This is a genomic window from Variovorax paradoxus (genome assembly GCF_030815855.1).
Classification (GTDB): domain Bacteria; phylum Pseudomonadota; class Gammaproteobacteria; order Burkholderiales; family Burkholderiaceae_C; genus Variovorax; species Variovorax paradoxus_M.
Genome location: NZ_JAUSXG010000001.1, coordinates 5,159,171 through 5,172,799, shown reverse-complemented (window position 1 = coordinate 5,172,799; position 13,629 = coordinate 5,159,171). Strand labels below are relative to the sequence as shown.

Here is a 13,629-nt window from a genome sequence, read left to right as displayed (position 1 = left end):
GAGACACGAAGGAACACAAGACATGACCGCCAACATCCGCAAGCTCGTCATCCAGGTCGACGAAACCCGCAAGGAAATGGGCCGCGACATCTCGCCGCCCACGCGCCGCGCCGTCGCCATCGCCGTCATCGAGAACCCCTACGCCGGGCGCTACAGCGAGAACCTCGACGAGCTGATCGCCATCGGCGAAGAGCTCGGCGCACTGCTCGGCCAAAAGGCCGTGAAGGCGCTCGGCATCGAGCCTGGCCAGGCACAGAGCTACGGCAAGGCCGCCATCGTGGGCGAGAGCGGCGAGCTCGAACATGCGGCCGCCATCCTGCATCCCAAGCTCGGCGCGCCGCTGCGCGTGGCCGTTGAAAAGGGCGCGGCGCTCGTGCCCTCGGCCAAGAAGCGCGGCACGCTCGGCACGGCCATCGACGTGCCGCTCGGCCACAAGGACGCCGCGTTCGTGCGCAGCCATTTCGATGCCGTCGAGGCCCGCGTGTCCGACGCACCGCGCGCCAACGAGATCGTGGTGGCGGTGGCCGTCACCGACAGCGGCCGTCCGCTGCCTCGCATCGGCGGGTTGCAGGCGAGCGAAGTCAAGGGTGAAGACGGGCTTCGCTGAATCCCGCCCACGCACTGCCTTCATCACATCGTTCAGTTTTTTCTCTCTCTTTCGATCCCAAGGAGTTTCCCCATGAACCCATTGCGTCACGTCTTCAGCGCCGCGGCCCTTGCCACGCTGGCCACGGCCCTCGTTCCTGCCCATGCCCAGGGCGTGATCAAGATCGGCGAGGTCAACAGCTACAAGGCCCAGCCCGCCTTCCTCGAGCCCTACAAGAAGGGCATGGAGCTGGCCGTGGAAGAGATCAATGCCAAGGGCGGCGTCAACGGCCGCAAGGTCGAGCTCATCACGCGCGACGACAACGCCAACCCCGGCGACGCGGTGCGCGTGGCCGAAGAGCTGGTGGCGCGCGAGAAGATCGACGTGCTGACCGGCACCTTCCTGTCGAACACCGGCCTGGCGGTGGCCGACTTCGCCAAGCAGAAAAAGATCTTCTTCCTGGCCGGCGAACCGCTGACCGACAAGATGACCTGGCAGGGCGGCAACGAATACACCTTCCGCCTGCGCCCCGGCACCTACATGCAGGCCGCGATGCTGGTGCCCGAAGCGGTCAAGCTCAAGAAGAAGCGCTGGGCCGTCGTGTACCCCAACTACGAGTACGGCCAGTCGGCCGTGGCCGCGTTCAAGACGCTCTTGAAGGCTGCACAGCCCGATGTCGAGTTCGTCGCCGAGCAGGCGCCGCCGCTCGGCAAGGTCGATGCGGGCGCCGTGGTGCAGGCGCTCGCCGATGCCAAGCCCGACGCGATCTTCAACGTGCTGTTCGCTGCCGACCTTTCCAAGTTCGTGCGCGAGGGCAACACCCGCGGCCTCTTCAAGGACCGCACGGTGGTGAGCGTGCTGACCGGCGAGCCCGAGTACCTCGATCCGCTCAAGGACGAGACGCCCAACGGCTGGATCGTGACCGGCTATCCCTGGTACGGCATCCAGACGCCCGAGCACAAGGCCTTCTTCCTGGCGTACCACGGCAAGTACAAGGACTATCCGCGCCTGGGCTCGGTGGTCGGCTACAGCATGATCAAGTCGGTGGCGGCCGGCATCGAAAAGGCCAAGAGCACGGAAACGCCGAAGCTCGTGGCCGCCTTCAAGGGCCTGCAGGTCGACACGCCGTTCGGCAAGATCAGCTACCGCGCCGAAGACCACCAGTCGACCATGGGCGCCTTCGTCGGCAAGACGAAGAACGAGAACGGCAAGGGCGTGATGGTCGACTACACGTACTTCGACGGCGCCAAGTTCCAGCCGACCGCCGCCGACGTCAAGAAGTCCCGCGCCGCGGACTGATCTTTTTCCTCTCCCCGGAACGCTTGCACCCATGAGCCTCTCGTCCCTGCTGCTTCAGTTCCTCACCGGGCTGTCGTCGGCTTCGTCGCTGTTCCTCGTGGGGGCCGGCCTTTCGTTGATCTTCGGCGTCACGCGCATCGTCAACTTTGCGCATGGCTCCTTCTTCATGGTGGGCATCTATCTCGCCTACACGCTGGTCGACAAACTCGGCACGCTCGGCTTCTGGCCGGCCGTGCTGATCGCCGCGCTCGCGGTGGGCGTGATCGGCGCGCTGATCGAGATGGTGCTGCTGCGCCGCATCTACAAGTCGCCCGAGCTGTTCCAGCTGCTGGCCACCTTTGCGCTGGTGCTCGTCATCAAGGACGCGGTGCTTTATTTCTGGGGCCCTGACGAATTGCTTGGCCCGCGCGCACCGGGCCTGTCGGGTTCGGTCGAAATCCTGGGCCGTCAATTTCCGACCTACGACCTGTTTTTGATCGTCGTCGGCCCGGTCGTGCTCGGCCTCATGTGGCTGCTGCTCACGCGCACCCGCTGGGGCACGCTGGTGCGCGCCGCCACGCAAGACCGCGAGATGGTCAGCGCGCTGGGCGTGAACCAGGCCTGGCTGTTCACGGCCGTGTTCGCGCTTGGCGCCACCCTGGCGGCGCTCGGCGGCGCGCTGCAGCTGCCGCGCGAGCCGGCCACGCTTGCCATGGACCTCAACACCATCGGCGCGGCTTTCGTGGTGGTGGTGGTCGGCGGCATGGGCTCGATTCCCGGTGCCTACGTGGCGGCGCTGCTGCTGTCCGAAATCAAGGCGGTGTGCATCTGGCTCGGCGTGGTCGAGATCTTCGGCTACAGCGTGTCGTTCTCCAAGCTCACGCTGGTGGTCGACTTCATCGTGATGGCCATCGTGCTGGTATGGCGCCCCTGGGGCCTGCTGGGCCGCCCGCAAGCGCCCAGCCGCTACGTGGGCATGCAGGAAGAACCGCTGCGGCGCGCGAGCAAGGGCTACCTGTGGCTCGTCGCCGCACTCGGCGTGGTGCTCATGGCCATGCCGCTGCTCACTGCCGATTCGCCCTACACCACCGTGCTGATGATCGACCTGCTGATCGCCGCGCTCTTCGCGGCCAGCCTGCACTTCATCATGGGGCCGGCCGGCATGCATTCGTTCGGTCATGCGGCCTACTTCGGCCTGGGGGCCTACGGCGCCGCACTGCTGGTGCGCACCAGCGGCCTGCCGATGGAGCTCGCGCTCATCGTCGCGCCGCTGGTCGCGGCCATCGGCGCTTTCGTTTACGGCTGGTTCGCGGTGCGGCTTTCGGGCGTGTACCTCGCGATGCTCACGCTGGCTTTCGCGCAGATCACCTGGGCGGTCGTCTACCAATGGGATTCGTTCACCGGCGGCAGCAACGGGCTCACCGGCGTCTGGCCGTCGGAGTGGCTGTCGGACAAGCGCACTTACTACTGGCTCACGCTGGTGCTCGTGGCGGCGGGCATTCTGATGCTGCGGCGCGTGCTGTTCTCGCCGTTCGGCTATGCGCTGCGCGCCGGGCGTGATTCGGTGCTGCGGGCCGATGCGATCGGCATCGATGTCAAGCGCATGCAATGGACGGCTTTTGTCGTTGCGGGCGCGGCGGCGGGGCTGGCCGGGTCGCTCTATGCTTTTTCGAAAGGCAGTATTTCGCCTGAAAGCCTGAGCGTGGACAAGTCGGTGGATGGTCTCGTGATGGTGCTGCTGGGGGGGATTCAGACGTTGGCGGGGCCGGTGGTCGGGGCTGTGACCTTCAGCTGGCTGCATGACACGGTGGCGCGCAATACGGACTATTGGCGGGCCACGCTGGGGGCGATCATCTTGCTGCTGGTGCTGCTGTTTCCGCAGGGGATTGCTGGGTTTGCGAAGCAGTTGAGCGATCGGTTGCTGCGGGGGCGTCGTTCGGAGGTGGATGTTGCTTTGAAGGAGAAGCAGACGTGAGGCGCGGTTGTCTTTCGTCTGACTGGGGCTTTGTTTTTTCCCGAGGCCGGGATATCCGCCCGGCGGCGGACTCACTTTCTTTTGCTTCGCCAAAAGAAAGTAAGCAAAGAAAAGGCGACCCTACTGTCTGCGTCCCTCCGCTGCGCTGCGGGCAACCTGCGGTGCTCGACTCCGGCGGGGGTCCGCAGAACTCGCTTCGCTCAAACAGCTGCGGCCCTGATCCCGCCTCCATCTGCGCTCCTCGGCGCATACAGAAGGGGTGGGGAGAAGGCAGGCCATCGCTGCGCTCGGCCGGGTGCAAGCTCAACAGCCCAACTCAATACAGACAGCTCAATACCAACCACCGCGGGCGCTACGCGCCTGCGGTGGCTTGGCGGCCGAGCACCGCAGGTTGCCCGCAGCGTAGCGGAGGGTCGCAGACAGTGGGGTCGCCTTTCTTTTGCCTACGTTTCTTTGGCGAAGCAAAGAAAAGTAGGTCGCCCGCCGGGGCGAGACCCGGCCTCGGGAAGCAAACGCCCGGCAGCAATAAAAGGCCGCGAGCCCTCACCCCAACCCTCTCCCAGAGGGAGAGGGAGTAAGCCAAAAATGACCCTTCTCAAAGTAGACAACCTAGGCAAGTCCTTCGGCGGCGTCAAAGCCGTAGACGGCATCAGCTTCGAACTCAAGGCAGGCGAACTGCTGGCGCTCATCGGCCCGAACGGTGCCGGCAAGTCCACCACCTTCAATATGGTCAACGGCCAGCTCAAGGCAGACCAGGGTTCGATCGTGTTCGACGGCCATGAACTCGTGGGCCAGAAGCCACGCGCCATCTGGCGCCTGGGCGTGGGCCGCACTTTCCAGATCGCAGAAACCTTCGCCTCGCTCACCGTCGTCGAGAACGTGCAGATGGCCATGCTCTCGCACGACGGCAAGCTGTTTTCGATGTGGCGCCGCGCGGCGGACCACAAGCGCGATGAAGCCATTGCACTGCTCGACCAGGTCGGCATGAAGGCGCAGGCCGACCGGCCCTGCAGCGAACTGGCCTACGGCGACGTCAAGCGCGTCGAACTCGCGATTGCGATGGCCAACGCGCCCAAGCTGCTGCTGATGGACGAGCCCACCGCCGGCATGGCGCCGAAGGAGCGCAATTCGCTGATGGCGCTCACCAAGGAACTCGTGGTCCAGCGCGGCCTGGCGGTGCTGTTCACCGAACACAGCATGGACGTGGTGTTCGCCTACGCCGACCGCATGATCGTGCTGGCCCGCGGCCGCCTGATCGCGCAGGGCAAGCCGCTCGAGATCCGCGACCATCCGAAAGTGCAGGAGGTGTACTTCGGCAGCGGCAAGACCTTTGAGAAGATTGCAGAAAAAGCCGCTGAAGTGAATGCGGCAATAGGAGCCGTCGCATGAGCACGCACGAAACACTGCTGAAGGCGAACGCGCTGTGCGCCTGGTACGGCGCCGCACAGATCCTGTACGACGTCGATCTTGAAGTGCGCCGCGGCGAGGTCGTCGCGCTCATGGGCCGCAACGGCGCCGGCAAATCGACCACGCTCAAGACGCTGATCGGCATGCTCGCCAAGCGCAAGGGCCACGTGAGCTTTCTGGGGCACGACATCTCGAAGAGCGAGCCTCATCACGCGGCGAAGCTCGGCCTGGGCTTCGTGCCTGAAGACCGCCGCGTGTTCACCGATCTCACGGTGATGGAAAACCTCGAGGTGGGCAAGCAGCCGCCGCGCCGCTGGGCCGACGGCACCGAGGCACCGCTGTGGACGCCCGAGCGGCTGTTCAAGCTGTTCCCGAACCTGGGCGAAATGCCCGACCGCCCGGGCGGCCGCATGAGCGGCGGCGAGCAGCAGATGCTCACCGTGGCACGCACGCTCATGGGCAACCCGTACCTGGTGCTGCTCGACGAGCCCTCGGAAGGCGTGGCGCCGGTCATCGTCGAGCAGATGGCCAACATGATCCTGGAGCTCAAGGCGCAGGGCGTGAGCATTCTGCTGTCGGAACAGAACATGCATTTCGCCGAGCTGGTGTCCGACCGGGCCTATGTGCTCGAGAAGGGCCAGATCCGCTACCACGCCACCATGGCAGAGCTCGCGGCCAACGAGGAAGTGCGCCGCGCCTACCTGAGCGTCTAGCGAGCCCGCGGGCGCTTTCGCTTTTTTTCATCAACCCACCGGAGCACACACCATGCACGACACGCACCGCAGATCCCTCCTCAAATCCACGGCTGCGTTGAGCTTGCTCGGCGCGACGGGAACGTTGTTCGCGGCGTCGAAGTTGAAGCCGAACGACAAGTCCGCGCTGATCGTGATCGACGTGCAGAACTGCTTCGTCGACGGCGGCACGCTGCCCGTGAAGGGCGGTGCCGAGGTGGTGCCGGTGATCAACAAGCTGGCCGAGTCGTTCGAGAACATCGTCGTCACGCAAGACTGGCACACGCAAGGCCATGCGTCGTTCGCGAGCGCGCATGCCGGTCAGAAGCCGTTCAGCAGCATCAAGCTTTCTTACGGCACCCAAGTGCTCTGGCCCGACCACTGCGTGCAGGGCACCGATGACGCGGCGCTGCACAAGAACCTGAAGCTGCCCACCGCGCAGGTCATCGTCCGCAAGGGCTTCCACAAGGGTGTCGACAGCTATTCCGCCTTCGAGGAGGCCGACCGCAAGACCGCCACCGGGCTGGGCGGCTATCTCAAGCAGCGCGGCATCAAGACGGTGTACGTGGTTGGGCTGGCCACCGACTTCTGCGTGGCCTGGACCGCGCTCGATGCGCGCAAGGCCGGCTTCGAGGTGTATGTGATCGAAGATGCCACGCGCGCCATCGACCTCAACGGCTCGCTCGCCGCGGCATGGAAGCAAATGACGGCCAAGGGTGTCAAGCGCATCCAGTCCGGCGACATTCAGGCTGCCTGAACACATCCATTCATCTCCACCGCGTTCACCCGCACGGCAACAACAACGACAACGGACTGACGATACGCATGAAGACTTCTATTTCGAGGCGCACCCTCGTGGCGGGCGGCGCAGCCCTGGCGATAGGCCCCGGCCTCCTGCGTTCGGCACGCGCGGAGAACGGCGTGACCGACAGCGTCATCCGCATCGGCCAGTCGGCCGTGTTCAGCGGCCCAGCCAAGGACTTCGGCATCGACTACCGTGCCGGCATCAAGCTGTACTTCGACCGCGTCAACAAGTCGGGCGGTGTCAACGGCCGCAAGATCGAGCTCGTCACGTATGACGATGCCTACGAACCCGCGAAGACCGCCCTCAACACGGCCAAGCTGATCGACGAGGACAAGGTCTTCGCGCTCGCGGGCTATGTGGCCACCGGCAACCTCGTGGCCGCGATGCCGCTCGCCGAGAAGGCCGGCGTGCCCATGTTCGCACCGCTGGTGGGCACCAGCTCGTTCCGCGCCAAGGTCAACCGCCTGCTGTTTCACGTGCGCGCAGGCTACGACCTGGAGCTGCGCAAGATCATCAGCCATCTCTCGACCATCAGCCTGTCGTCGATTGCCGTGGTCTACCAGGACAGCGCCTTCGGCAAGTCGAACCTCGCCACCTGCGAGCAGCTTGCCGCCGACTACAAGGTGCAGGTCGTGAAGACGCTACCGCTTGCCATCACCGCCGAAGACGCCAAGCAGGTGCTCGCCGGCCTGGCCGAGGTCAAGCCAGGCGCGGTTCTGATGATCATGGCGGGGCGCATGGTCGAAGTCTTCATGCGCGACTACCGCGCGGGCGGCGGGGCGGCGCCGCTCTACACGCTGTCGGTCGGCATCACCGATGCCGCGGGCTCGGCGAAACGGCTCGAGGGCAAGCTGGCCGGGCTGGTCACGGCCAGCATCGTGCCGCCGCCGGAGGCCGTGCGCGTGCCCATCGTGGCCGACTACCAGCGCGACCGCGCCGAGTTCGGCGAGAAGATCGACAGCTACACCACGCTCGAGGGCTACATCGCTTCGCGCGTGATGGTCGAAGGCCTCCGCCGTGGAGGCAAGACGCTCACGCGCGACAGCTTCATTGCCGGGCTCGAAAGCATCGGCAGCACGCGCTTCGGCGATTTCCCGGTCGAGTACAGCGCGAGGAACCACAACGGTTCGACGTTTGTCGACTTGGAGATGTACACCCGTGACGGTCACTTGCGGCGCTGAGCCGCTGCAACTGCAGGTCAACGGGCAGGCCTGTTCGCTCCCGGGCGTGCCGCGCGAGGCCACGCTGCTGCACCTGCTGCGCAACGACCTGGGCCTGAATGGGCCCAAGTACGGTTGCGGCCTCGGCCAATGCGGCGCCTGCACGGTGCATGTCGACGGCGTGGCGGCGCGCGCTTGCGTGATTCCCGCGCATGGCGTGGGGGGCCGTGCCGTCACCACGCTCGAAGGCCTGGGCACGCGCGGCCGTTGGCATCCGGTGCAGGCGGCCTTCGAAGATGCGCAGGCCGCGCAGTGCGGCTATTGCTTGAACGGCATGGTGATGCAGGCCGCGGCGCTGCTCGCGCGCGATCCGCAGGCGAGCGAGGCGCGCATCCGTAGCGAACTGTCGGGCAACCTGTGCCGCTGCGGAACACATATTGAAATTCTGGACGCGGTGCAGCGAGCCGCGGCGCGCATGCGAGAGATGGTGAATTTATGAGCCGCCTGTCTTGTCCCCTCTCCCTCTGGGAGAGGGCTAGGGTGAGGGCATCGGCCTTCACACAAGCACAGCCCTCGCCGCTGCCGCCGGCCCTCACCCAGAGGGAGAGGGAGCAATTCAGGAGGCAAAGACGGTGACACGCCGCGCCGATCTGCCGCTGACCCGCGCAGACTTTCTTTCAGCCGACGGCGTGCTGCTGGTGGTACGCGAAACACCGCCCGCACCCCCACCCGCCAAGGGCCAGCCCACAGCCGTGGCGGGCAACCCCATCGAAGGCGACGAGATCCTGCTCGCCGTATGGGACGACGGCAGCGCCTCGGCGCTCAACGGCCACGTCGATCTCGGCACCGGCATCCAGACCGCGCTCGCGCAGATCGTGGCCGAGGAACTCGACCTCGGCATGCCTTGCGTGCGCGTGATGCTCGGCGACACCGCGCGTGCCCCCAACCAGGGCGCGACCATCGCGAGCGCGTCGATCCAGATCCACTCGCAGCCGCTGCGCCTTGCGGCTGCGCAGGCGCGCGCATGGCTGCTCGCACGCGCCGCCGAGCGCCTTGGCGCGACCGCCGACGCGCTGCAGATCCGCAACGGCGTGGTGCGCGTGGCCGACGAACCCGATCGCCGCGTGAACTATGCCGACCTGGTGGCGGGGCAGCGCACTGTGCTGCGGCTCGACCCCCGCGCGCAGCCCAAGCACCCGGCCGACTACCGCATCGTCGGCACGCGTCAGCCGCGCATCGACATTCCCGCCAAGCTCGCGGGAGAAAGCGTGTTCGTGCACGACATGCGTGTGCCCGGCATGCTGCACGGCCGCGTGGTGCGCCCGCCGTATGCCGGTGCGGACCATGGCGATTTCATCGGCAACACACTCGAGTCGGTGGACGAATCGTCCATTGCGCACATTCCCGGCATTCGCGCGGTGGTCGTGATCCGCGACTTCGTCGGCATCGTGGCCGAGCGTGAAGAGCACGCCGAGCAGGCGTTGCGTGAGCTGCGCCTGACATGGAAATCCTGGCCCGGCATGCCGGATCTCTCGGACCTCGCCCAAGCCTTGCGCGACAACCCGTCGACCCAGCGCGTGCTGGTCAACGAAGGCGATGTCGATGGCGCGCTCGCCGCGGCCGCGCAGCCGATGCATCGCACCTATGTGTGGCCGTACCAGATGCACGCGTCCATCGGCCCTTCGTGCGCGCTGGCCGAATGGCAGCCGCAGGACGGCAGCGGTACACAGCTTCGCGTGTGGGCCGGCTCGCAGAACCCGCACGTGCTGCGCGCCGACCTCGCCAGGCTCATGGACCTGGACGACGTGCAGGTCGACGTCATCCGCATGGAAGCCGCGGGCTGCTACGGCCGCAACGGCGCCGACGACGTGGCCGCCGATGCGGCGCTGCTCGCGCGCGCCGTGGGTGCACCGGTGCGCGTGCAGCTCACGCGCGAACAGGAGCATGCCTGGGAGCCCAAGGGCGCCGCGCAGCTCATGGAAGTGGACGGCGGCCTCATGGCCGACGGCCGCATTGCGGCCTACGACTTCGAGACCTCGTATCCATCGAACGGCGCCCCCACGCTCGCGCTGCTGCTCACGCGCACCATCGAGCCGGTGGCGCAGGCCTTCGAGATGGGCGACCGCACGGCGCGCCCGCCGTATAGCTACGACAACCTGCGTGTGAAGGTCAACGACATGGCGCCGATCGTGCGCGCCTCGTGGCTGCGCGGTGTGTCGGCGCTGCCGAGTTCCTTCGCGCACGAGTCGTACATCGACGAGCTCGCCACCGCGGCGGGCGTCGATCCGGTGCAGTTCCGCCTGCGCCACCTGAACGATCCGCGCGCGGTCGAGCTGGTGCAGGCGACCGCGCAGAAGGCGGGCTGGCGTATGCGCGCCGGTCCGCAGGAGAACTCCAATGGCGGGCTGGGCGAGGGCGGCGACATCCTCTTCGGCCAGGGCTTTGCCTACGCGCGCTACATCCACAGCAAGTGGCCGGGCTTCGGCGCCGCCTGGGCCGCGTGGGTGGCTGACGTCGAGGTCAACCGCAGGACGGGCGAAGTGCATGTGCGCCGCGTGGTGGTGGGGCATGACGCGGGACTGATGATCAACCCCGCCGGGGTCGAGCACCAGGTGCACGGCAACGTGATCCAGACCACCAGCCGCGCGCTGAAGGAAGAGGTGAAGTTCGCGCCACCGCCGCAGCAGCAGGGCGCAGGCTCGACGGGTGGCGCGCAGCTGCTGGGCGTGCTGCCTTCGGGCGTGGTCGCGAGCCGCGAATGGGGCAGCTACCCGATCATCAACTTCCGCGAAGTGCCGGTGATCGAAATCATGCACATGCCGCGGCCCGGCGAACCTTCGCTGGGCGCGGGTGAGTCGTCTTCGGTGCCGGGAACGGCGGCGATTGCGAATGCGATCTTCGATGCGACCGGGGTAAGGTTTCGCGAGCCGCCGTTCACGCCGGAAAAGGTGCTTGCGGAGCTGAACCGGGGTTTGCTCCCTCCCCCTCTGGGGGAGGGCGGGGGTGGGGGCGAGTGGCGTTCGAATGGTGACACTGCCGTGCCCCCATCCCAACCTTCCCCCGGAAGGGGAAGGAGCAAAACCGATGCGCCGTGGCCCCAGCGCAAGGGCCTGTGGGCCACCGGCGCCGCCCTCTTCATCGGCGGCATCGGCCTCATCGCCGGCCTGCTCGGCTGGCGCTCCGCCGTCGCTCCCATCTCGTTGACCGCCCCGGTCTACAGCGAGTCCACCATCGAACGCGGCCGCGTGCTCGCCGCACTCGGCGACTGCGCCGTGTGCCACACCGCGCCGGGCGGTGCGCCCAACGCAGGCGGCCGCGCCATGGAAACGCCGTTCGGCACGCTCTACACCACCAATCTCACGCCCGATGCCGACACGGGCCTGGGCCGCTGGTCGTTCAGTGCTTTCCAGCGCGCAATGCGCGAGGGGGTCTCGCGCGACGGCCACCACCTGTATCCGGCCTTTCCGTACACCGCATTTGCCAAGACCAGCGACGACGACCTGCAGGCGCTGTACGCGTACTTCATGTCCATGCCCGCGGTCCGCGCCGAAACGCCCCAGGCCGAGCTGAAGTTTCCGTTCAGCATGCGGCCGTTGATGGCCGGCTGGAATGCGCTCTTTCATGATCCGGCGCCGCTGCAGCCGGTGGCCACGCAAAGCGCGGAGTGGAACCGCGGGGCCTACCTCGTCAACGGCCTGGGCCATTGCGGTGCCTGCCACACGCCGCGCAACGCGCTTGGCGCGGAGCAGGGCGGCAGCGCATTTCTCTCGGGCGCGATGATCGATGGCTGGGAAGCGCCCGCGCTCACCGGCCTGTCGAAATCGGCCGTGCCCTGGGATGCCGACGAGCTCTACCGCTATCTGCGCCAAGGCTACACGCAGCGCCATGGCATTGCGGGCGGCCCCATGGCGGAGGTGGTGCGAGAGCTGGCGCAGGTGCCAGACTCCGACGTGCGCGCGATGGCCACGTATCTCGCCTCGTTCAATCCCGCGCCCGCGGCCGAGCCGCAAGCCGTGGCACAGCAAGCCGTCGACACCTCTGCGCGCACGCAGGGCCAACTGCTCGGCCCCGCGCAGCGCATGTTCGACAGTGCCTGTGCGTCATGCCATCACGACGGCGACGGCCCCACGCTGCTCGGCGTGAACACGCCGCTCGCGCTCAACAGCAACCTCACGAGTGCGCGGCCTGACAACCTGCTGCGCACCATCCTCGACGGCGTGCGCGAACCCGCAAACCGCGACATCGGCTTCATGCCGGCGTTCCGCGAAGCGCTCGACGACCGGCAGATTGCCGAGCTCGCCGGCTACATGCGCGCACGTTTTGCACCCCAGGAGCCGGCATGGGCCGACTTGCAGGCGCAGGTGGCACGCGTGCGGGCGGCATCGACGCAGTAAAGCTGGCTGCCGATTACCGGGTCGTGCCTGGCCTGCAGGCCGCGCGGGGATTGAAATTTATTGTTGGCGAAGCCGGCCCAGATACAGAGGCATACGAAAGTCGCTCGCGCCGGGCGCTCTGCGCCGAACAATCGCGCCATCAGTTGGGAGATGCGCATCGATCCGGCTGACAAGCCCATCGTCCAGATGCCATCACCCGCCCACCCCCGAAAGGAATCTCAAATGACCGCTTCGCTCCCGTTGCCCCGCCGCTCTTTTCTTGCCAAGGCCGCTTTCGGCATGGCCGCCGCGCAGCTGACGTCGATGGTGCCCGCATTCGCGCAATCCGCAGGCGCAGGCAGCGCCAGGCGCCTCGAGCCGCTCAAGAGCATCGAAGCCGGCAGCCTCGATATCGGCTATTACGAAGCGGGCCCGGCCAACGGAGCGCCGGTGATCCTGCTGCACGGCTGGCCCTACGACATCCACATGTTCGTCGACGTCGCACCGCAGCTTGCGGCCGCGGGCTTTCGCGTGGTCGTGCCGTATCTGCGCGGCTATGGCACCACGCGTTTTCTCTCGGCGGACACGCCGCGTAATGGCCAACAGTCGGCCGTCGCCGTCGACATCATCGCGTTGATGGACGCCTTGAAGATCAAGACGGCCTCCATTGCCGGCTGCGACTGGGGCGCGCGCACGGCCTGCATCATGGCCGCGCTGTGGCCCGAGCGTGTGAAGGCGCTGGTGTCGGTCAGCGGTTACCTCATCGGCAGCCAGCAGGCCGGCAAGAACCCGTTGCCGCCCGAGGCCGAGTTGCAGTGGTGGTATCAGTACTACTTCGCGACCGAGCGCGGCCGCGCCGGCTACGAGAAGAACCGCCATGATTTCGCCAAGCTCATCTGGCAGCTCGCATCGCCCAAATGGAACTTCGATGCGGCCACGTTCGAGCGCAGTGCCGTCGCGTTCGAGAACCCTGACCACGTGGCGATCACCGTTCACAACTACCGCTGGCGCCTCGGCTTGGCCGAAGGCGAAGCGAAGTACCAGGCCCTTGAGGATCGGCTGGCCAAGGCGCCGGTGATTGGCGTGCCCACCATCACGCTCGAAGGCGACGCCAACGGCGCGCCCCACCCCGAACCGAGCGCCTACGCAAAGAAGTTCTCGGGGCGCTACGAGCATCGGCTGGTCAGCGGCGGCATCGGCCACAACCTGCCGCAGGAAGCGCCCGAGGCATTTACCAAGGCGGTGATCGACGTCGTTCGCGGGTGATGACCCCGGAATGCTCCAAACGGCTCTGGCGACTGTGGTCGACCATGA

Annotated in this window: 10 protein-coding genes; all 10 read left to right on the top strand. The window is 66.7% G+C overall.

Annotated elements, in window-relative coordinates:
• Positions 1 to 22 precede the first annotated feature (22 nt).
• Positions 23 to 607: an amino acid synthesis family protein gene (locus QFZ42_RS24565; RefSeq protein ID WP_307703477.1), complete on the top strand. Its 585-nt coding sequence runs from the start codon at positions 23 to 25 to the stop codon at positions 605 to 607.
• 72 nt (positions 608 to 679) lie between these two features.
• A complete protein-coding gene (locus tag QFZ42_RS24560; protein WP_307703476.1) occupies positions 680 to 1,885 on the top strand; it encodes an ABC transporter substrate-binding protein in 1,206 nt (401 codons plus the stop codon).
• 31 nt (positions 1,886 to 1,916) lie between these two features.
• Complete coding sequence (locus QFZ42_RS24555) at positions 1,917 to 3,839, top strand: ABC transporter permease (RefSeq protein WP_307703475.1); 1,923 nt, start codon at positions 1,917 to 1,919, stop codon at positions 3,837 to 3,839.
• A gap of 585 nt (positions 3,840 to 4,424) precedes the next feature.
• Positions 4,425 to 5,228, top strand: a complete 804-nt coding sequence (locus QFZ42_RS24550; protein ID WP_307703474.1) for an ABC transporter ATP-binding protein — start codon at positions 4,425 to 4,427, stop codon at positions 5,226 to 5,228.
• A complete protein-coding gene (locus QFZ42_RS24545) occupies positions 5,225 to 5,959 on the top strand; it encodes an ABC transporter ATP-binding protein (RefSeq protein WP_307703473.1) in 735 nt (244 codons plus the stop codon). The genes QFZ42_RS24550 and QFZ42_RS24545 overlap by 4 nt, the downstream gene beginning before the upstream one ends.
• Before the next feature lie 52 nt (positions 5,960 to 6,011).
• On the top strand, positions 6,012 to 6,734 hold the full coding sequence (gene pncA / locus QFZ42_RS24540; protein ID WP_307703472.1) for a bifunctional nicotinamidase/pyrazinamidase: 723 nt from the start codon (positions 6,012 to 6,014) through the stop codon (positions 6,732 to 6,734).
• A gap of 68 nt (positions 6,735 to 6,802) precedes the next feature.
• Positions 6,803 to 7,963 carry an ABC transporter substrate-binding protein gene (locus QFZ42_RS24535; RefSeq protein WP_307703471.1) on the top strand — a complete coding sequence of 387 codons (1,161 nt, stop codon included), beginning with the start codon at positions 6,803 to 6,805 and terminating at the stop codon, positions 7,961 to 7,963.
• A complete protein-coding gene (locus QFZ42_RS24530) occupies positions 7,941 to 8,441 on the top strand; it encodes a (2Fe-2S)-binding protein (protein ID WP_307703470.1) in 501 nt (166 codons plus the stop codon). The genes QFZ42_RS24535 and QFZ42_RS24530 overlap by 23 nt, the downstream gene beginning before the upstream one ends.
• 133 nt (positions 8,442 to 8,574) lie before the next feature.
• Complete coding sequence (locus tag QFZ42_RS24525) at positions 8,575 to 12,336, top strand: molybdopterin cofactor-binding domain-containing protein (RefSeq protein ID WP_307703469.1); 3,762 nt, start codon at positions 8,575 to 8,577, stop codon at positions 12,334 to 12,336.
• 222 nt (positions 12,337 to 12,558) lie between these two features.
• The gene (locus QFZ42_RS24520; RefSeq protein ID WP_307703468.1) at positions 12,559 to 13,581 is read left to right on the top strand and encodes an alpha/beta fold hydrolase; all 1,023 of its coding nucleotides are present in this window, start codon (positions 12,559 to 12,561) and stop codon (positions 13,579 to 13,581) included.
• Positions 13,582 to 13,629: the final 48 nt, after the last annotated feature.

Coding starts and splice junctions, on each gene's coding strand:
- QFZ42_RS24565 (WP_307703477.1), top strand. CDS start 23: ATGACCGCCAACATCCGCAAGCTCGTCATCCAGGTCGACGAAACCCGC.
- QFZ42_RS24560 (WP_307703476.1), top strand. CDS start 680: ATGAACCCATTGCGTCACGTCTTCAGCGCCGCGGCCCTTGCCACGCTG.
- QFZ42_RS24520 (WP_307703468.1), top strand. CDS start 12,559: ATGACCGCTTCGCTCCCGTTGCCCCGCCGCTCTTTTCTTGCCAAGGCC.
- QFZ42_RS24535 (WP_307703471.1), top strand. CDS start 6,803: ATGAAGACTTCTATTTCGAGGCGCACCCTCGTGGCGGGCGGCGCAGCC.
- pncA (WP_307703472.1), top strand. CDS start 6,012: ATGCACGACACGCACCGCAGATCCCTCCTCAAATCCACGGCTGCGTTG.
- QFZ42_RS24555 (WP_307703475.1), top strand. CDS start 1,917: ATGAGCCTCTCGTCCCTGCTGCTTCAGTTCCTCACCGGGCTGTCGTCG.
- QFZ42_RS24550 (WP_307703474.1), top strand. CDS start 4,425: ATGACCCTTCTCAAAGTAGACAACCTAGGCAAGTCCTTCGGCGGCGTC.
- QFZ42_RS24545 (WP_307703473.1), top strand. CDS start 5,225: ATGAGCACGCACGAAACACTGCTGAAGGCGAACGCGCTGTGCGCCTGG.